The sequence below is a fragment of the Acidovorax sp. DMC1 genome (assembly GCF_056314325.1).
In genome coordinates, this window is the sequence record NZ_JBQUYO010000002.1 from 592,961 (window position 1) to 612,874 (window position 19,914).

Consider the following 19,914-nt stretch of genomic DNA (forward strand, 5'->3'; position numbering starts at 1 on the left):
TCGCTCCACCAGCCAAGCCGGGGGAGCGATTTTTGAGGGGCTGGCGCACCCAAGCACCAGCGCGAAGACGAGCGCTTACACGTTGCGTCCGTACGGGCCGTCGTCGCCCGCCTGCACCAGGTTCTTGGCAGTTGCCAGAGGCTTGGGGTTCTTGCCGGGCTTGCCTTGTTCTGCCACGCAGTCGGCGTAATAGCGCACCTGGCCGTTCTCGTCTTCCACTTCCACCAGACCGTGGATGTCGGTCTCAAAGCCGGGGCACAGCTTGGCGAATTCCCGCGCAAACTTGAGGTAATCCACGATCTTCTTGTTGAACACTTCGCCCGGAATCAGCAGCGGAATGCCCGGCGGGTACGGCGTGACCAGGCCCACAGTGATGCGGCCTTCCAGGTGGTCGATCTCCACGCGCTCGGTCGTGCGGTGTGCGATGTGCGCGTAGGCATCCGAGGGCTTCATGGCGGGCGTGAGGTCCGACAGGTACATCTCGGTGGTCAGGCGTGCAATGTCGTACTTGGCGTACATCTCATGTACGTGCTGGCACAGGTCCTTGAGGCCCATGCGCTCGTAGCGCTTGTGCTGCTGGCAGAACTCGGGAAGGATGCGCCACATGGGCTGGTTCTTCTCGTAGTCGTCCTTGAACTGCTGCAGCGCCGTCAGCAGCGTGTTCCAGCGGCCCTTGGTGATGCCGATGGTGAACATGATGAAGAAGCTGTACAGGCCCGTCTTCTCCACCACCACGCCGTGCTCGGCGAGGTACTTGGTCACGATGGACGCAGGGATACCGGTCTTGTCGAACTTGCCGTCCAGACTCAGGCCAGGCGTGACGATGGTGGACTTGATCGGGTCCAGCATGTTGAAGCCGTCGGCGAGCTGGCCGAATCCGTGCCACTTGCTGCCCTTCTTGCTCTTGCTGTCGCTGCGGATGATCCAGTCTTCTGCACGGCCGATGCCCTCGTCGGTGAGCTTTTCAGGACCCCAGACCTTGAACCACCAGTCGTTCTTGCCGAACTCCTCCTCCACCTGGCGCATGGCGCGGCGGAAGTCCAGCGCCTCCAGGATGCTTTCTTCTACCAGCGCGGTGCCACCGGGCGGCTCCATCATGGCGGCGGCCACATCGCAGCTGGCGATGATGCTGTACTGAGGGCTGGTGCTGGTGTGCATCAGGTACGCCTCGTTGAACAGGTGGCGGTCGAGCTTGGTGGTCTGCGAGTCCTGCACCAGCACATGCGATGCCTGGCTGATGCCGGCCAGCAGCTTGTGGATGGACTGCGTGGCGTACGTCACCGAATGCTTGGGCCGCGTGCGCTTCTTGCCCATGGCGTGGTAGCTGCCATAGAACGGGTGGAACGCCGCGTGCGGCAGCCAGGCCTCGTCGAAGTGCAGGTTGTCCACATAGCCGTCGAGCATGCCCTTGATGGTCTCGGTGTTGTACAGAACACCGTCATAGGTCGATTGCGTGAGGGTCAGCACGCGTGGCTTGACCTTCTTGGCGTCCACGCCCTTGAGCAAGGGGTTGGCCTTGATCTTGGCCTCAATGGCCTTGGGCTCGAACTCGCTTTGGGGGATGGGCCCGATGATGCCGAAATGGTTGCGCGTGGGCTTCATGAACACCGGGATGGCGCCGGTCATGATGATGCTGTGCAGGATGGACTTGTGGCAGTTGCGGTCCACCACCACCACATCGCCGGGGGCCACGGTGTGGTGCCACACCATCTTGTTGGACGTGGACGTGCCGTTGGTCACGAAGAAGCAGTGGTCGGCATTGAAGATGCGCGCGGCATTGCGCTCCGATTCCCCAATCGCGCCGTTGTGGTCCAGCAGCTGGCCCAGTTCTTCCACCGCGTTGCACACGTCGGCGCGCAGCATGTTTTCGCCATAGAACTGGTGGTACATCTGACCCACAGGGCTTTTCAAGAAAGCTACGCCGCCCGAGTGGCCGGGGCAGTGCCAGCTGTACGAGCCGTCCTCGGCGTAGTCCAGCAGCGCCTTGAAGAACGGCGGCTGCACGCTTTCGAGGTAGCTCTTGGCTTCGCGAATGATGTGGCGCGCCACAAATTCGGGGGTGTCCTCGAACATGTGAATGAAGCCATGCAGCTCGCGCAGGATGTCATTGGGCAGGTGGCGGCTGGTCTTGGTCTCACCATGCACGTAAATAGGCACATCGGCGTTCTTGCGGCGCACTTCCCCAATGAAGTTGCGCAGGCTCAGCACGATGGGGTCCAGCCCCTCGCCCACCGTGAACTCTTCATCGTCGATGGACAGAATGAAAGCGCTGGCCCGGCTTTGCTGCTGGGCAAACTGCGACAGATCGCCATAGCTGGTGACACCAACTACTTCGAAGCCCTCGGCCTCGATGGCCTGCGCGAGCGCACGAATGCCAAGCCCCGAAGTGTTCTCGGAACGGTAGTCTTCATCGATGATGATGATAGGAAAGCGAAACTTCATGCGCAGCCTCCAGGGAGCCGTGGCCTGCCCGGCCAAAAAACGAAATAGGCGCGAAGTGTAAGGAATAACGTTGACGTGCCTTTGAACTGCCATTCTTTTGACCCAGAATGTGGTGCAACAAACACAACCACACGAGGAGGTTCGACATGGAGGCATCCACCATCTGGTGGCTGGCAGCGGGGGCCGTGGTCGTGGCAGAGCTGCTGACCGGCACGTTCTATTTGCTGATGGTGGCCCTGGGGCTGGTCGCCGCCGCCCTGGCCGCCCATCTGGGCCTGGCATCCGCGCTGCAGATAGTGTCGGCCGCTATTGTGGGCGGCGGGGCTGTCGTGGCCTGCTACCTGGTGCGCAAAAAGCGACCTGGCGCCCCGTCGGCACGCGCGGACCGCAGTGTGAACATGGATGTGGGTGAAACCATCCTCATCGAGAGCTGGAGCCCCGACGGCACCACCACCGTGAAGTACCGGGGCGCCCAATGGACGGCCATCCACCGCCCCGGGGTCACACCCTCGACCGGCATGCACCGGGTCGCCGAACTGGTGGGCAACCGCCTGCTGGTGGACCCGCTGTAAGCACCGCAGATCCTTCACCGAACCCCCAAGAAAGGCTTCTCATGGAAATTGCCATCGTCCTCCTGATCATTGCCGTGATCTTCATCGCCCGCTCGGTCAAGGTCGTGCCCCAACAAAACGCCTGGGTCAAGGAACGCCTGGGCAAATACGCGGGCACACTGACCCCGGGCCTGAACTTTCTGATCCCCTTCGTGGACAAGGTCGCCTACAAGCACAGCCTGAAGGAAATCCCGCTCGATGTGCCCAGCCAGGTCTGCATCACGCGCGACAACACGCAGCTGCAGGTGGACGGCATCCTGTACTTTCAGGTCACCGACCCGATGCGCGCCAGCTACGGGTCGAGCAACTACATCATGGCTGTGACCCAGCTGGCGCAGACCTCGCTGCGCTCGGTCATCGGCAAGCTGGAGCTGGACAAAACCTTTGAGGAGCGCGACATCATCAACGCGCAGGTGGTGCAGGCCATCGACGAAGCTGCCCTGAACTGGGGCGTGAAGGTGCTGCGCTACGAGATCAAGGACCTCACCCCACCCAAGGAAATCCTGCACGCCATGCAGGCCCAGATCACAGCGGAGCGTGAAAAGCGCGCACTGATCGCCGCATCTGAAGGCCGCCGCCAGGAGCAGATCAACATCGCCACGGGCGAGCGTGAGGCCTTCATTGCCCGCTCCGAGGGCGAAAAACAGGCGGTCATCAACAAGGCCCAGGGCGAGGCCGAATCCATCAAGGCCGTGGCCGAAGCCAACGCCCAGGCCATCGAACGCGTGGCAGCCGCCATCCGCCAGCCCGGCGGCGAACAGGCCGTGCAACTCAAGGTGGCCGAAAGAGCCGTGGATGCCTACAGCCAGGTCGCGTCGGAAGCCACCACCACCCTCATCGTACCCAGCAACATGACCGAGGTGTCAGCGCTGATCGGCTCGGCCATGAAGATGGTGCAGACATCCCAAAAGGCAGGCTGACGGCGCATCGGTCAGCGGAAATTTTCAGGCGATACCGACCTCTGACCGGAATGCCCTCAATCCTGTGGCTATAATCGAGGGCTTCGGAGAGGTGGATGAGCGGTTTAAGTCGCACGCCTGGAAAGCGTGTGTGGGCTAATCCCCACCGCGGGTTCGAATCCCGCCCTCTCCGCCAGTAAGCAAGCAAACAAGCGCCTCTCGGGGCGCTTTTTTGTTTTGTATGCCATTTGGTAGACCTTTTTGTCTTGGATGCTACAGGCACCTTTCGGCCATCCTTGGCATTCCAAATGCCGCGATCCATCAAATTTCTACGAGGTGCTTGGCCCGGTCCGTGGGACCTTCAGCCCCTCACCGCACGGCGAACACGATGGACTGCCTAAAATTTTGATTTGCGCATCCGAGTCAATCCGCGCTACACTGGAGCACACGAGACGTCTTAAGTCCGTGTCGTCAGCATCTCAGGCGTGACCTAGTTCCGCCAACATCTACAAACCCGCTTCGGCGGCGTACCTCAAAGCCTTCAGGCTTCTTCAGGCGGCGTACTCCCACCTGATCAACGTAAGAAATTCCCTTGGCATCGCTCTGCACGATGTCACTGCGCACAACGCTGGTAGGTCTAAAGCCCCTCGTTTACGCACTGTAATGCGCCACACATTGCGTGAGGGTTTTTTTCGCTGAAACAAATGGGAGATTGCCAAATGCAGTCCAAGAAGGAAATTATCCGCCGACCACATTTGAGGATGGTCACAGGTCTCGGGAATGCAACGCTGTCAGATTTGCAGAACCCGCGATCACGCCGCTTCGATCCGACATTCCCCAAAAAAGTGCAGCTTTCTAGCAGAGCTGTCGGACATTTTTTGCACGAAATTGAAGCTTGGCTGGAGAGCCGTCAAGCCGGTCCACAACCAACCGGGAGGGCTGAACAATGAACGTCCCAGCACAACCATGGCCGAATGTTCTGCCGCCAGAACTTGAGCAACTTGTCGATGAGATCGCAAGAATCACACAGGCTCCGCGTGAGCTGATCATCAGCATATTGATATGCGCATTGGCCGCCACTGTTCAGCGCAGATGTCGGGTTCAACGCAAGTCAGGACTGGATGGACCTGTGGGCGTGTACCTGATTGCCATCTGTGACTCAGGTGAGCGAAAAAGCGCGGTACAGAAGCTGCTTTTCAAAGCTCTCACGGAGATCCAGCGCCTCTGGAGTGAAGAGGCCACGCACAGCGTCGCGGCACACAGGGTTGAGCATGCGCTCTGGCGCGAAAAGGTGGACGCGCTGCGTGACGCCATGAAGCGGGCTGTTCGTAAAGAGGAGTCGATCGATGAGATCGAAAAGCAGCTTCGGGTGGCCCTCGAAGCTGAGCCTCAGCCTAGTTTGGCGCTCAAACTGATCTACTCGGACACCACTATCGAAGCACTGCTGGAAGGGCTGCATGAGCGAGGAAACAGTGCAGTAATGGTGCACGACGAGTTTGCTCAGTTTTGCGACGGCCCTATGTCAAGGCAATTGGGGGCCTTGAATGCACTGTGGAGCGGCTCAGATTGGTCGGTAGATCGCAAGACGAGCGGGAGCTTTGTGCTACACGACTCCAGCCTGACCTGCCTACTGCAAGCGCAGCCTGTTGTGTTTCAGAGATTTCTAGCCAAACAGGGCGAGCAAGCTCTCGGCAACGGTTTCTTTGCGCGTGTGCTGGTGTGCTGGCCATACTCAACTCAGGGCCAAAGATTCGAGAGTGGATCCCAGGGCGATTACACCAAACTCAATTGGTTCTATGACCGATGCAAAACACTGCTGGAGAGAAGTGAGTCGCGGTTGTTGAGGTTTTCACCACAGGCCCAAGCCAACTGGAATGGGATTGCGAACTCCTATGAAGCCAGCATGCAACCTGGCGGTGTGTACTTTGCAGCAAGAGATTTTGCATCCAAAGCTGCGGAAAACATCGCAAGGATCGCGGCCATCTTTCACGCGTTTCTCATCGAGGATAGCGACGAGATTTGTAGTGAAACTTTACAATGCGCCATCAACTTAATCAGCTTCTATGGCGAGCAGTATGTAAACATCTTCGGAAAATACAATCCCGTTACAGAGCAGCAGCGAGATCTGACCGATCTTGAAGATTGGATACAAACAACTCAAAATAACAAACAATGGAGTTGCATACCGAAAGCTTATATCTTGCAATATGGACCAAATCGCTTTCGCGACAAGGCAAAGCTGGACTTACTACTTGATATTTTAGCCTCATCCCTTCGAATCACAATCTTGAAGATGAACAAGAAGACCGTAGTCTATGCAAATACAACCATTGCGGTACCACAATACTACGATTCAAACCGGTACTAAAGCGATTTTTTAGAAATTGAAGAGGTAGCCTCAGAGCATCTGGGGTTGCCTTTTCTTCTTGGAAAAAAGACTTCCAACCACATTGAAAGCACTCTCCGCTCCAACGGTTTGTAGTTAAGGAACAGACCGTTGCCCCAGTTTGCTCTTTTCAATAGAGCCGATTCATGATCTCCAGTCTCCCCGTACGCTTGTAGACCAGACCGGAGACATCGCAAAACTACGCTCTTCAACTTCGCTATCACCGCTAATTTCCGCTGAAACTAGCGAAAAAAGCAACTTCCAGGCGTTCCCTACAGGACTCAGTCGCCTTGTGACCTTGGAGCCCACGCGAATGCCAAACGCTCTTGGAGCGCATCGAAGCGCTCAAACTCAGACGGCTAGTTCCGTGGTCGCCCAGCACTGCTCTTGTGGCGAGGGAGAACGGCTTTAGTAACCGCCCGATCTCGACTCGATTGCTTGATACTGTCAATGCTTTGCTCTTCTTTGAGCATGTATGAAATAACTCTGTCAATTAGGATTTTTCGCTTAGCAATGTCGGAATGGTCAATCATTCCAATTCCGCATTGTTTATAGCGATCCTTGTCATAGTTGCAATTGTGAAAAACACCATTTCCAGCAGTTATTTTTTCCCTCCAGTAACGGCCAATTTGATCACCATAATGTTCATCTTTGCGCACTTTTTGACCATCATAAAAAAACAGAGCATGAACGTGCGACCCCTTCTCTTCGGCGAACTCATATTTAATAAAGTAACCAACCATATGTTCGAACAATGAACGATTGCCTCTACGGTTATCCAGCATGTGCTTAATATCTTTTTTTATTTCCGCTAAAGGACACGTTCTAGCATACTCCTTGCTATAGCCAAGATCCACCCTGACAACCAACAACTTTGAATAAACCTTATGGAGCCCGTAGCAGTAATTTATCAAACTCCCCATGATTCTTCCATTCAATTCCGACTCACGCAGCATACCACCCCCAAATAAAACAAATCATAACCACGCACATAAAGAGACCAATCATCAATTAATTATCCCATTGTATTAATAACCTATATCAACCACTGGCGCAGCAGTGGGTAAAATCAGAACACATCGCAAATCAACACAGGCGAAAATCCGTATTTATATTTATTCACATATACGAAGTTATGCAAAAATAGAAGTTAAAAATCCAGCGCCTTTGCTCCTGATCAGGTCTGCACACTCAAGGGAACCCATCGGTGGCTGGCATACTGCACCCAGTAAGCAAATGTCAGTTTCCTGAGCGCATGAACCAACAATCCCTCTCCGCCTTCATCTGGTCGGTCGCCGACCTCCTCCGTGGAGACTACAAACAGTCCGACTACGGGAAAGTCATCCTTCCGTTCACCGTTTTGAGGCGCCTCGACTGCGTGCTGGAGCCCACCAAGGCAGCCGTCTTGTCGGAGCTGGCAGAAAAGGAGGCACAGGGCCTCAATCCCGAGCCCTTCCTGTTGCGCAAGTCAAAGCAGAGCTTCTATAACCAGAGCCCGCTGGACCTACCCAAGTTGTTGGGGGATCCCGACAACATTGCCCACAACCTGTTCACGTACGTGCAAGGCTTTTCGCCCGCTGTGCGTGATGTGTTCGAGCGCTTCGAATTTCAGGCTCAGGTTGAGCGGTTGGCCAAGGCCGGGCTGCTCTACCAGGTCACCGAGAAGTTCACCCAGATCGACCTACACCCCGAGGCCGTCAGCAACATGCAGATGGGCCTGGTGTTCGAAGAGCTGATCCGCAAGTTTGCGGAAATCAGCAACGAGACCGCCGGGGAGCACTTCACCCCGCGCGAGGTCATCCGGCTTATGGTCAACCTCATCTTCATAGAGGACGACGACATCCTGAGCAAACCCGGCGTGGTGCGCACAATCTACGACCCTACTGCTGGTACCGGCGGCATGCTCAGCGTGGCGGGCGAATACCTGGCCGAGCACAACCCGCAGGCACGCCTGACAGTGTTTGGCCAGGAGCTCAACCCTGAGTCCTACGCCATCTGCAAGGCCGACATGCTGATCAAGGGCCAGGACGTGGCCAACATCGCCTTTGGCAACACCCTCAGCGACGACGGCCACGCGCACAAGAAGTTCGACTACATGCTCTCCAACCCGCCATTTGGCGTGGAGTGGAAGAAGGTCGAAAAAGAAGTGCGCAAAGAGCACGAGCAACAGGGCTACAACGGCCGCTTCGGCCCCGGCCTGCCCCGCGTGTCTGATGGCTCCATGCTGTTTTTGCTGCACCTACTCAGCAAGATGCGTCCGGCTGCAGAAGGCGGCAGCCGCTTTGGCATCGTGCTCAACGGCTCGCCGCTTTTCACCGGTGGTGCGGGCTCGGGAGAATCCGAAATCCGCCGCTACGTGCTGGAAAACGACCTGTGCGAGGCTATCGTCGGCCTGCCCACCGACATGTTCTACAACACCGGCATCAGCACCTATGTCTGGATCATCAGCAACCGCAAGCCCGAGGCGCGCAAGGGCAAGGTGCAGCTGATTGACGCCAGCGGCATGTGGCAGAAGATGCGCAAAAGCCTGGGCTCCAAGCGCAAGGAACTGAGCGACGCCCACATCGAGCGCATCACCCGCCTGTTTGGCGGCTTTGCCGAGGCGCAGGACGACGACGGCACCCCCATCAGCCGCATCTTCGACAACGAAGCCTTTGGCTACCACAGCATCACCGTCGAACGCCCTCTGCGCGATGAAAACGGCCAGATCGTGCTGGGCCAGAAGGGCAAGCAAAAGGGCAAGCCCCAGCCCGACGCCAGCCTGCGCGACACCGAAAACGTGCCCTACACCGAAGACGTGGGCGAATACTTCAAGCGCGAGGTGCTGCCCCACGCGCCCGACGCCTGGATCGACCCCGACAAGACCAAGGTGGGCTACGAAATCCCGTTCAACCGGCACTTCTACGTCTTCAAGCCGCCGCGCCCGCTGGTCGAGATTGATGCAGAACTGAAGCAGACCACCGACCGCATCCTGGACATGATCAAGGGGCTGTCGGCATGAGCTTTCCTCGATACCCGGAGTACAAGGACAGTGGGGTGGAGTGGCTGGGGACGGTGCCAGTGCATTGGGACTTGGTTCCCTTGAAGCAGGTGATCACGCGTATCGAATCAGGAACCAGCGTGAACGCGATCGATACGCCAGCAGGTGACGGCGAGCTTGGCGTTCTCAAAACCAGTTGCGTCTATCACGGGCACTTTGACGCCGACGAAAACAAGGCTGTCATTCCTGATGAATATGACCGCGTTGCGTGTCCCGTCACGGCGGGCACACTCGTCGTGAGTCGGATGAACACTCCAGACCTTGTTGGTGCTGCGGGGGTTGTCCACGTCAGTCATGAAAATCTCTTCCTGCCGGACCGACTTTGGCAAGTCCACTTCGATGGCGCGGATCCCAACTTCGTGCATCACTGGACTCACACTCCGGCATATCGTGCGCAAGTGGAGATGGCTTGTGCGGGGACAAGCTCCAGCATGCAGAACCTCGGTCAGGATCAATTTCGCTGCTTCGTCATTCCGCGACCGTCATATAGCGAACAAACCGCCATCGCCACCTTCCTCGATCGTGAAACCTCCAAAATCGACGCGCTGGTGGCCGAGCAGGAAAAGCTGATCGCCCTGCTGCAGGAAAAGCGCCAGGCCGTCATCTCCCACGCCGTGACCAAGGGGCTGGACCCGAACGTGCCGATGAAGGACTCGGGCGTGGAGTGGTTGAGGGAGGTGCCGGAGCATTGGGAGGTTGGTGCAATAAAGCGGTTTTTTTCCAGCCTTGACGGTCGGCGGGTGCCGCTGAGTGCTGAAGAACGAAGCGTTCGGCAAGGAGACTTCCCGTACTATGGCGCTTCGGGTGTGATCGACAGCATTGACGCCTACATATTCGAGGAAGACCTCGTACTTGTTTCTGAGGACGGCGCAAATTTGCTGAGTCGTGCGACCCCGATTGCCTTCATAGCGACTGGTAGGTACTGGGTCAATAACCACGCGCACGTTCTGAAGCCCATTGATACGAACGTGCGATTCTGGGCAGAGCGCATTGAAGCGCTCGAGTTGGCCCCCGTTATAACTGGCTCGGCGCAGCCCAAACTGACCATCGAAGCGTTGATGAATCTCGTGATCGCAGCTCCGCCAACCGAGGAGGAACGGGCAAGCATAGGCTTCTATATCCAGATGGAATCGAAAAAACTCGATTCGTTGCTGTCCGAAGCCCGCACCGCTATCACTCTTCTTCAGGAACGCCGCACCGCCCTGATCTCCGCGGCCGTCACCGGCCAGATCGACGTGCGTGGTATTACCTCCCCAGAAGCCGCATGAGCACCACACCCAAGACCATCCAGATCTTCCTCCCAGGCGGCAGCCCCACAGGCATCCGAGTTGCAGAAATCACCACACGCATCGTCCAGGTTATCGACGTACCTCGAAAGCTGCTCTCGGACTTCTTGGAGATGCCAGAGAGCGATGAAGTCGCGGTCTATTTCCTCGTGGGCGAGTCGGACGACGGGACCGAGTTGAATGTGTACGTGGGCCAGACAGGCGATCTGCGCAAGCGCCTTGCCAAGCACGATCTGGACAAACCGTTCTGGGAACGCGCTTTGGTACTCATCTCACGCACCAAATCCCTCACCCAAACACACGGCCTGTTTCTGGAATGGTGCAGCCTGCAGGCCATTCGGAAAGTGAAGCGGTACACGGATCTCAATGGAAACGGGGGATCGCGCCCGCACACCCCCGCTCCCATGGAAGCCGATTGCCTTGAAGTCTTTGAGACGGCCCGGACCCTGTTGGCAACCCTGGGTCATCCAATGTTTGACCCTGTCGCAGGGGCGCCTCAAGATACGCCACCGCAAGACTATCTCTTTTGTACGGTCAGTGGAGTGGATGGCCGTGGCCTGTACACGCAAGAGGGATTCGTAGTCTTGGCAGGATCGGTGGGACGCAAGGAGAACATGCAGTCCATCGCAGGCACGAGCAACGCGAGCTTTAGGGACAAGCTGGTGGCCAACGGCACGCTCAGTGTGAACGGCGATGCGGTGGTCTTCACGAAGAACCACCTGTTTCGATCTCCCAGCATGGCGGCGGTGGCCCTACTCGGTACGACGGCCAATGGCTGGAACGTCTGGAAGGACAAAGACGGAAAAACCTTGGACGCCCTGAAGCGCCAAGCAATAGGCACCTGATAACAACGAAAGCGGCAGAGGGTAAGGGATGGCACTGCACAACGAAATTCAGTTCGAGCTCGACATTTGCAATCACTTGGCCGCCAATGGCTGGTTGTATGGAGCACCAGGCAGCGAAGGCGATGCCAATGGCTACGACACCCCTCGCGCCCTCTTCCCAGCCGACTTGCTGTCTTGGACTCAAGCCACACAGCCCGCTGCTTGGGATGCTCTTTTCAACGCCCATGGCGGCTCTGCTGAGGCCATGCTGCTTGACCGCCTGCGCAAGGCGTTGGACGAGCGCGGCACCCTGGAAGTGCTGCGGGTGGGTATCGATATGCTGGGTCTCAAGGTTCCCTTGAAGCTCGCCCAGTTCAGGCCCGCGCTGGCGATGAACCCTGATTTGCAGTCCCGCTACGCAGCCAACCGTCTTCGCGTGGTGCGGCAGTGCCGCACCAACCACGACGACATCATTGACCTGGTGCTGTTCCTGAACGGTATTCCTGTCGCCACAGCGGAGCTTAAAACCGATTTCACGCAGGACATCAATGCGGCAGTAGATCAGTACCGCTTTGACCGCCTTCCCAAGCCCAAAGGCAAGAACACCACAGAACCTTTGCTGGACTTCCCTCGTGGCGCATTGGTGCACTTTGCGGTGAGCAACCGCACGGTGATGATGACAACCAAGCTGCAAGGGCCTGCCACCTATTTCCTGCCCTTCAACCTGGGAGACCGAGGTGGTGCGGGCAATCCGGCTAACCCCCAGGGTCACCGCACGGCGTACTTATGGGAGCAGGTGTGGCAGCGAGACAGTTGGCTGGAGATTCTGGGGCGCTACCTTGTGACCCAACGGGATACCAAGAAAAAGATCAAAGCCATTCTGTTCCCACGCTTCCACCAACTCGATGCGACACGGGCATTGGTTCGGGCCGTGATCGCGGAAGGTTCTGGCCAGAAGTACCTGATCCAGCATAGCGCGGGCTCGGGCAAGACCAATTCCATCGCATGGACAGCCCATTTCCTGGCGGATCTGCACGACGCCCAGAACAACAAGGTGTTCAGCACGGTACTGGTAGTGAGTGACCGCAACGTACTCGACGCCCAGTTGCAAGAGGCCATCTTTGATTTTGAGCGGACGGCTGGTGTGGTCGCCACCATCAAGGGAGAGAGCGCCAGCAAAAGCGGCGAACTGGCTGCCGCCCTGTCTGGTGGCAAGAAGATTGTGGTCTGCACCATCCAGACCTTCCCGTTTGCCCTCAAGGCGGTGCAGGAACTGGCCGCGACCCAGGGCAAGCGCTTTGCCGTCATAGCCGATGAAGCGCACAGCAGCCAGACTGGCGAGGCGGCGTCCAAGCTCAAACAGCTCCTGAGCTCTGAGGAGCTCAAGGAGCTGGCTGATGGTGGCGAAGTCAGTACGGAAGACCTGCTGGCGATCCAGATGGCGGCGCGAGCTGGGCAGGATGCAGGCATCACCTATGTGGCCTTCACCGCAACACCCAAGGCGAAGACCCTGGAGTTGTTTGGACGCAGACCGAATCCGGACCAACCCGCTGGCCCAGGGAATCTACCTGCTGCGTTTCACGTCTATTCGATGCGCCAGGCCATCGAAGAGGGTTTCATCCTGGATGTCCTCAAGAACTACACCCCCTACAAGCTGGCTTTCAAGCTTGCCCACAATGGTCAAGAGTGGGATGAAAAATCCGTAGAGCGCAATGAGGCCATGAAAGGCCTCATGCGCTGGGTGCGGCTTCACCCCTACAACGTCAGCCAGAAGGTGGCGGTTGTGGTGGAGCATTTTCGTGAAAACGTCCATCCACTCCTGAATGGAAATGCCAAAGCGATGGTGGTGGTAGGCAGCCGCGTTGAAGCTGTCCGCTGGAAGCTGGCGATAGACAAGTACATCAACGACTACGGCTACAAACTCGACTCGTTGGTTGCCTTCTCTGGAGAGGTCAACGACCCGGAGTGCTCGCCCGATCCTGTCACCGAAATCAGTGCCAAACTCAACCCCAATCTCAAGGGGCGGGATATCCGCGATGCCTTCGCCACAGACGAATACCAGATCTTGCTTGTCGCGAACAAATTCCAGACAGGGTTCGACCAGCCGCTGCTGTGCGGCATGTACGTGGACAAGCGTTTGGCGGGTATCCAAGCCGTACAAACGTTGAGCAGGTTGAATCGCGCCTACAACGGCCCCCATGGGCTCAAAGATACGACCTACATCCTCGACTTCGTCAACGACCCCGATGAAGTCCTTGCCGCTTTTCAGACGTACTACGAAACAGCCGAATTGGCGGGCGTCACGGACCCCCATTTGATCTACGACCTGCGCGCCAAACTGGATGGCAGTGGGCACTACGATGAATATGAGGTGGACCGCGTGGCTGTCGTGGAGCTCAACCCTAACGCGTCGCAATCGATGTTGGTCGCAGCCATCGAGCCTGTGGCGGACAGACTGCTCAAGCGGTACAAGGCAGCACACCAGACTTTCGTCACTGAAGAGTCCAAGAAACCCGGCAGTGTAGAGGCCAAGGCAGCCAAAGATGAGCTCAACGCCCTGACGCTGTTCAAGCGTGACCTCGGAACCTTCGTGCGCGTATACGCGTTCCTCAGCCAAATGTTTGACTATGGCAACACCGCCATAGAGAAGCGGGCCATCTTCTTCAAACGCCTGCTGCCCCTGCTGGACTTCGGCCGCGAGCGCGAAGGAGTTGACCTTTCCAAAGTCCTCCTCACCCACCACAAGCTCAAAGAGCTTGGCAAGCGCGATCTCCCGCTGGATGAGGAAAGCGATACCGATACGAAGCTCAAGCCGCTGACGGACACAGGCGGTGGGGAGGTGCAGGAGCCCCTGAAGGTGAAGCTCTCTGAAATCCTGTCCAAGGTGAATGATCTGTTCGAGGGTGAACTCACGGACGACGACAAGCTCGTCTATGTGAACAACGTCCTCAAGGGCAAGTTGCTCGAATCTGACCTGCTGCACCAGCAGGCCATGAACAACACCAAGGAACAGTTTGCGAACTCACCCGACCTGGCCAGCGAGATCATGAACGCCATCATGGATGCACTGGCAGCCCACGGAAGCATGAGCAAACAGGCACTGGGGTCAGACCGTGTGCGAACGGGGCTCAGGGATGTTTTGCTGGGGCCTGCGGGGTTGTATGAAGCGTTGAGGGAGCGTGGTGCGTAGTCCCTGCCCTACCGCTGATGAAGAACGGGTCATGTAGAAGCAGAAAAAATCGCAAATGTGTTTGCCTCAGCTCTGGGCGAATGCTTACGCTGTCGTAGGTATGACCATTGAACCAGCGCAGCAACCCCTCCTTATTCGAAAGAGAAATCCTGCCTGGCCCTGAAGGCTTGCGCAGGACGTTGTGCGCCACGCACAAACTCGTCGGTCTCAATGATGTCCTCCGATGACTTCAGGCGTCGTCGGAAGGAACTCTTGTCCAGGGGATGACCCACAATGATCTCGACCACCTTCTGCAACTGCGACAACGTGAAGTGTTCGGGCAGCAGGTGCAGGGGTAGTACATCGGCGGCCACTTTGGCACGTAGCTTCTGAACCGCTACCTCCAGTTGTTCCGCATGGTCAAAGGCCAGGCGGCGCCTGGGAGACACCACATCCACCCAATCCACGGCTTCTACTTTATTGCGGACAACGGCATCTGTCTTGTCCAATGGCAGTAAGGCATAGAACAAGACGGCGATAGACCACCCTCGAGGGTCTCGGTCCGGACCGCTGTAGGTCTTTACCTCCTGCAGGTGCTGCAAGTCGATGGCGACCTTGTCAGCAAGCACTCTGCGAGCTGTCGCTTCCAGCGAGTTGTCCAGATGAGGTTTGAGGACGCCACCAGGCAACGCCCACTGCCCTACTTCGGGCTCTTGGGCCCGTTTCACCAGCAACACTTTGAGGCGCTCATCGACCACGCTAAACAACGCGATATCAACGCTGACGAGTGGGAACAGTTCGCGATTCTTGACCATAGTTGCAAATCACCACTAACACATGCAAAATAGTGGCATTATGCAACTAAGAGGGGGTCTTATGGGCTACGACATCATCGGTGACGTACATGGCCAGGCGAGCAAATTAGAGGCCCTCTTGGAGGGGATGGGGTATCGGCTTAAAGCCGGTGCATTTCAGCACCCCCATCGCAAAGCCATCTTTGTGGGCGACTACATCGACAGAGGTCCTCGGCAGGTGGACACCTACAGGATCGTGCGCTCCATGGTGGAGTCTCAAAATGCTCTGGCGATCCTCGGGAATCACGAGTTCAATGCGATTGCGTGGCACACCGCAGACCCAGCAAGTGCTGCACAAGGGTACTTTCTGCGTCCTCGCCACGGTGAAACCGGGGCCAAGAACCGTCAACAGCACCAGCATTTCCTGGCGGAGGTTGAAGGGACGCGGCTACACGATGAAATCATCGAATGGTTCCTCACCTTGCCGCTCTGGCTGGACCTGCCCGAATTGCGAGTGATTCATGCTTGTTGGCACGACGGCTACATCTCGGAACTCAAACCCCTACTGGGGCCCTCGCAAACACTGACCACGGAATTGATGGTCCGGGCGAGCCGTCAGGGCGACGCGGTATTTGAAGCAGTTGAGGGTTTGACCAAGGGTTTGGAAGTCGCGCTCCCTAACGGACACGCGTTTCTGGACAAGGACGGACACGAACGGCGCAATGTTCGCATTCGCTGGTGGGACGAGAGTCGCCACAGTTATCGGGATTTGGCGCTCATGCCGGACGAGGCGCGCATGGCACTACCAGATGTAACCGTACCCCCGCAGAGCAGACCCATCTATGACCAGCACAAACCGGTTTTCATTGGCCACTACTGGCTGCAGGGCAAGCCTGTGCTTCAGGGCAGCAAGATCGCGTGTGTGGATTACAGCGCGGGTAAAGGTGGTCCACTAGTCGCTTACCGTTGGGATGGAGAGTCTGAACTGAGCACCAAGAATTTCTTCGTTGCGGAAGGCCAAGATGAGTAAAAAGATCAATATGCCAACGGAGGTTGCCCCTCACGTCGATGCGCTACCAAAGGGTAATTCAATCGATGGAACTGATTCGGCCAAGAAATGGCAGGAAGCAGCAACAGGTGCCATCGACACGGCAAAGAAGGCTACAGCATTGGCCAAAGCCCACTTGATCCGTGAATCACGCAAGCATGGCGGCCGGTGGCAATGGATCGACTTTCCAGGGCCGAATGGTCGTGAATCAGCAGGCATCGTGGACATTCTGGCCATCAGAAAGCGTTGGGATCTTTCAGAAGAACCTGAGGACGCCGATCTCAAGCATCTCGATCTCTTGGACATCATGCTCATTCAGGTCAAGGGTGGCGCTGCAAAGACACCGTCAGCTGAGGACATCGCACGCATGGAACGAGTGGCTGATCGCTATCAGATTGGCAAGGTGCTGCTGTACCAATGGAATACAAAGAAAAAGGCAGAGACAGGCTACCGCATTCTCAATCGTGAGACCCACGAGTTCGGCCCATTGGTAACGGACAGCAAGGAACTCTTTGGCAAGAAATGGACTAGCCTTGAGTCCAACTAGCGCCTTCAGGGTGACAGGCCTGCCTGCGTTTTCCGCAAAGGGTATGAGACGCTGCGCGGTGCCTGGAGTGGGCTTCACGATTCCAGGCGGCTTATCTGGGTCCAGTTCTTCCCTCGCAGACTTCTGGCGTGGAAAGGATGGAGCGGTGTGGCTGCGAGTCACTTGGATGGGCTGTGTGTGGAGTTTTCGGGCTCTGGGGCTGACAGGCGAATCCATTCCTAACGATCGGGACTCGATGGCAGTGTTTGCGGACTTCGTCACTCAAGAACTACGTCGGTGGATGGCTGAAGATGCACCAGACACGCCACCTTTTGATGTCGATGCCCGTACGCAGCTGGGGCAGTTTTCCTTAGGCTGGAAAGTATGAGTTCCATTCACAACTTGGCTCAAGGATGCTTACTCGGCGCTTTGGTCGGCGACGCAGCGGGATCTCGCTTGGAGTTCCTCGGAAGAAAACCGACGCAGGCCGATGTGGCAGAAGCGCTGGCGATGAAAGGCGGGGGAGTCTTCGGGCTGGCTCCAGGCCAAATCACAGACGATGGAGAAATGACTCTCGCGCTCGCCCGTTCTCTCGTAGGTTCTTTGCAATTTCCACGCGAGAAGGTCGCGGCCAACTATCGTGCATGGGTCGCTAGCAAGCCCTTCGACATGGGTCAAGCTACCTCAGCAGCACTCGGAGGACCGATCGAGGTCGGAGAGGCCGTAGCCGACGCCGTTTGCAGAAGAGCGGCGATGTACAACATGGGCTCCAAGGCGAATGGAGCCCTCATGAGAGCCAGTGCGCTGGGCATCTGGTCTACAGGAGTGTCACAGGAAGATGCGGTGAAAGCCGCCTGCGACGATGCACGCCTCACTCATCCAAATCCTAGCTGTTTGTGGGCCTGCGCTGCCTACGTTGTTGCCATTCGGCATTTGCTACTCCATCTCAACGACACTGAGGGTGCGTTTGAGCAGGCGCGATGGGCGCTTGCACTTGCCCCAAGAGACGACTCGGAGGAAGTGCATGGATGGCTTGAAGATGCGGCCATTGGCAAATTGCCAGACGGACAACCCAGCATGGGGTTTGCGCGTATCGCCTTTATCCACGCTTTTCATCACATGCTGCTCGGCACTCCGTATATCGACGCACTGCAAAGTGTCTTAGGGTATGGAGGGGACACAGATACGAATGCCTGCATAGTCGGGGGACTTGTAGGTGCACGAGTTGGCGTCACTGGTATTCCCGGACAGATGATCGATGCATTGCTCCGTTGTGACACTGCAAAGGGCCACCCACGCCCAGCCTGGCTAAGCACACAGGATGTCTTGGAACTAGCCCACAGAACTCTGAATGTGGCACCTGAGTTCCCTTGAGTTGGTCTTGGACTGCTCGCGTGTCATCGGTGACTCAAGGCTCATATGGGTTACCCACAGTCCGGGGCATGAACGACTGCCATCACCAACACCTGTCATCGAGTACCCGACGTACCGAGTGGTCGCTACATCCTCGGAATATGTCGCTCACAGCCCGAAGGCTCAGACGACTACTCTAGAGGGCTGCTGCAACGTCCTAGAGTGTCAATTTCCACTCGCCGCAAAAAATTTCATTTCTCGCATTCATCAAGTTGCTTCTCCTCATTGGTCCTTGAGGTCACTCCCGCAGTGCTTGCATTTGATCGCCCTGGACTGGATAGGCTCCGCGCAATACGGACAGATCTTCAACTCCGATCCCACGTCAGCTTGCATGACCGTACGACCTGGATAAGGCGACGGTGCCTGATGCGTATTGAGGTCTTTGCGACCACCGAAGATCAGACGGAACCAGAAGCTCCAGATCTTGATAAACATCCAGACTATCAACGGTAGAAAAATGATCACCCCGAGAATCGCACCGCCACCACCACCCGCGTGGGCGGTGCCGGGCAGCAGGGCCAAGGGCAAAAAACGTTCTGGTTTCATGTCCATTCTCTCCTTCTGTTCCAATCACCATAGCCAAGCGAACGGGCCCCTCATGTCGACAGCCCTGCGTGCGAACTCGTCCTTGGAAAGCACCAGATACCGGACTCCCTCCACCAGCGCCACTATCGAGGGGACGTAGGTCCAACAAAACAGGATGTAGACGATGCCCCAGCCCCAGGCGCCGGTGTAGAACTTGTGGATGCCAAGCCCGCCCAGCAGCAGCGCTAGAACTCCGGCAGTCACCTTGCTTTTTTCGGACTCGCCGTTGAGGACAGCGGCGCTCTTGCGCTGGGTGGCGCCACAGCTAGGGCATGCCACGGCGGAAACGTGTAGCTGCTTGGCACAGCCATGACAGAACATCATGGTTTGGCGCTCGGTAGGTTGATATTCCACGATCGTTCTCTCCGTTGTTGACTGATCGACTAACTGACTGAAAATTTGAAGACTCAAAGCTGCGAACCCAACGCGCCCAGCAGACCCAGGATTCCCAGAGTCAACCCGGCGACGGCCATGCCCAAACCGCGCTTCTGCTTGGTGAGGCTGATTCCGCCCAGCACGATGGACGTGACGGCAAAGCCGATACCGCCGATCACTTGGTCCATTTCCCAGTCGTCCGGATCGAACAGCGCCACCACGACAATCAAGCCGCAAACCAGCGACGGGATAGGCAACCACAAAGTGCCCTCTTTTTCCGCACTGATTGCCTTGCGTGTAGCCTGCGACGCACTCACTGCTCCGCATTGCGGACAGCTCTCCGCTGTTTCATGAATCTGATGGCCACAGCCTCTACAAAACGACATGTTTTCTCTCCCTGTTGTCTGTGTTGCCCGAATCCGGACAAAGCTCCGCCCCCCCGCCCGATGGGCAGTTCATTGGAAGCAGCGGTCGAGGTGAGTCGCTATCTGCGACCACCGGTAGTCAATTCAAAAT

17 protein-coding genes and 1 tRNA gene are annotated in these 19,914 nt (G+C 57.1%); 12 read left to right on the forward strand and 6 right to left on the reverse strand.

Translation table 11 applies throughout. The features are described from left to right. Positions 1-75: 75 nt before the first annotated feature. Positions 76-2,442 carry an Orn/Lys/Arg family decarboxylase gene (locus ACT531_RS07205; protein WP_476016959.1) on the reverse strand — a complete coding sequence of 789 codons (2,367 nt, stop codon included), beginning with the start codon at positions 2,440-2,442 and terminating at the stop codon, positions 76-78. A gap of 146 nt (positions 2,443-2,588) precedes the next feature. Here ACT531_RS07205 and ACT531_RS07210 point away from each other — a divergent pair, with 146 nt between their 5' ends. The 5 genes from ACT531_RS07210 to ACT531_RS07230 all read left to right on the forward strand — a co-directional run bounded on the left by ACT531_RS07210 (position 2,589) and on the right by ACT531_RS07230 (position 6,320). Then, entirely contained in the window at positions 2,589-3,014 is a 426-nt protein-coding gene (locus tag ACT531_RS07210; RefSeq protein ID WP_209820281.1) for an NfeD family protein, read from the forward strand. 41 nt (positions 3,015-3,055) lie between these two features. Further along, on the forward strand, positions 3,056-3,973 hold the full coding sequence (locus ACT531_RS07215) for an SPFH domain-containing protein (protein ID WP_309824820.1): 918 nt from the start codon (positions 3,056-3,058) through the stop codon (positions 3,971-3,973). Positions 3,974-4,058: 85 nt separating this feature from the next. Beyond that, positions 4,059-4,148: transfer RNA gene (locus tag ACT531_RS07220), tRNA-Ser, on the forward strand. 523 nt (positions 4,149-4,671) lie between these two features. Beyond that, positions 4,672-4,902 (forward strand): helix-turn-helix transcriptional regulator, encoded by a 231-nt coding sequence (locus tag ACT531_RS07225; protein WP_476016960.1) that lies wholly within the window; start codon positions 4,672-4,674, stop codon positions 4,900-4,902. Further along, positions 4,899-6,320: a YfjI family protein gene (locus tag ACT531_RS07230; protein WP_024001668.1), complete on the forward strand. Its 1,422-nt coding sequence runs from the start codon at positions 4,899-4,901 to the stop codon at positions 6,318-6,320. Before ACT531_RS07225 ends, ACT531_RS07230 begins: the two co-directional genes overlap by 4 nt. A gap of 377 nt (positions 6,321-6,697) precedes the next feature. Here ACT531_RS07230 and ACT531_RS07235 read toward each other — a convergent pair whose 3' ends face one another. Further along, positions 6,698-7,294: a YagK/YfjJ domain-containing protein gene (locus ACT531_RS07235; RefSeq protein ID WP_476016961.1), complete on the reverse strand. Its 597-nt coding sequence runs from the start codon at positions 7,292-7,294 to the stop codon at positions 6,698-6,700. A gap of 299 nt (positions 7,295-7,593) precedes the next feature. Between ACT531_RS07235 and ACT531_RS07240 the strand changes: the two genes are divergently transcribed. Genes ACT531_RS07240 through ACT531_RS07255 form a run of 4 tightly spaced genes read left to right on the forward strand, consistent with a single transcriptional unit; the run spans position 7,594 to position 14,678 of the window. Further along, the gene (locus tag ACT531_RS07240; RefSeq protein WP_476016962.1) at positions 7,594-9,339 is read left to right on the forward strand and encodes a type I restriction-modification system subunit M; all 1,746 of its coding nucleotides are present in this window, start codon (positions 7,594-7,596) and stop codon (positions 9,337-9,339) included. After that, positions 9,336-10,646 (forward strand): restriction endonuclease subunit S, encoded by a 1,311-nt coding sequence (locus ACT531_RS07245; protein ID WP_476016963.1) that lies wholly within the window; start codon positions 9,336-9,338, stop codon positions 10,644-10,646. Before ACT531_RS07240 ends, ACT531_RS07245 begins: the two co-directional genes overlap by 4 nt. After that, positions 10,643-11,509, forward strand: a complete 867-nt coding sequence (locus ACT531_RS07250; protein WP_476016964.1) for a GIY-YIG nuclease family protein — start codon at positions 10,643-10,645, stop codon at positions 11,507-11,509. Before ACT531_RS07245 ends, ACT531_RS07250 begins: the two co-directional genes overlap by 4 nt. Positions 11,510-11,537: 28 nt before the next feature. Continuing rightward, complete coding sequence (locus tag ACT531_RS07255) at positions 11,538-14,678, forward strand: type I restriction endonuclease subunit R (RefSeq protein ID WP_476016965.1); 3,141 nt, start codon at positions 11,538-11,540, stop codon at positions 14,676-14,678. A gap of 131 nt (positions 14,679-14,809) precedes the next feature. On the opposite strand, the gene ACT531_RS07260 is transcribed toward ACT531_RS07255, so the two are convergent. Beyond that, on the reverse strand, positions 14,810-15,472 hold the full coding sequence (locus tag ACT531_RS07260; protein WP_476016966.1) for an NUDIX hydrolase: 663 nt from the start codon (positions 15,470-15,472) through the stop codon (positions 14,810-14,812). A 61-nt stretch (positions 15,473-15,533) separates the two neighbouring features. Between ACT531_RS07260 and ACT531_RS07265 the strand changes: the two genes are divergently transcribed. The 3 genes from ACT531_RS07265 to ACT531_RS07275 all read left to right on the forward strand — a co-directional run bounded on the left by ACT531_RS07265 (position 15,534) and on the right by ACT531_RS07275 (position 18,399). Next, entirely contained in the window at positions 15,534-16,481 is a 948-nt protein-coding gene (locus tag ACT531_RS07265; protein ID WP_476016967.1) for a metallophosphoesterase, read from the forward strand. Further along, complete coding sequence (locus ACT531_RS07270) at positions 16,474-17,046, forward strand: hypothetical protein (RefSeq protein WP_476016968.1); 573 nt, start codon at positions 16,474-16,476, stop codon at positions 17,044-17,046. The genes ACT531_RS07265 and ACT531_RS07270 overlap by 8 nt, the downstream gene beginning before the upstream one ends. Before the next feature lie 363 nt (positions 17,047-17,409). After that, entirely contained in the window at positions 17,410-18,399 is a 990-nt protein-coding gene (locus tag ACT531_RS07275; RefSeq protein WP_476016969.1) for an ADP-ribosylglycohydrolase family protein, read from the forward strand. A gap of 261 nt (positions 18,400-18,660) precedes the next feature. Here ACT531_RS07275 and ACT531_RS07280 read toward each other — a convergent pair whose 3' ends face one another. From ACT531_RS07280 to ACT531_RS07290, 3 genes are read right to left on the reverse strand one after another with little or no spacing between them, the layout of a single operon-like run. Beyond that, positions 18,661-18,984 (reverse strand): zinc ribbon domain-containing protein, encoded by a 324-nt coding sequence (locus ACT531_RS07280; RefSeq protein WP_476016970.1) that lies wholly within the window; start codon positions 18,982-18,984, stop codon positions 18,661-18,663. A gap of 24 nt (positions 18,985-19,008) precedes the next feature. Further along, positions 19,009-19,377, reverse strand: a complete 369-nt coding sequence (locus ACT531_RS07285) for a TM2 domain-containing protein (RefSeq protein WP_476016971.1) — start codon at positions 19,375-19,377, stop codon at positions 19,009-19,011. 53 nt (positions 19,378-19,430) lie between these two features. Beyond that, entirely contained in the window at positions 19,431-19,784 is a 354-nt protein-coding gene (locus ACT531_RS07290; protein WP_476016972.1) for a hypothetical protein, read from the reverse strand. Positions 19,785-19,914: the final 130 nt, after the last annotated feature.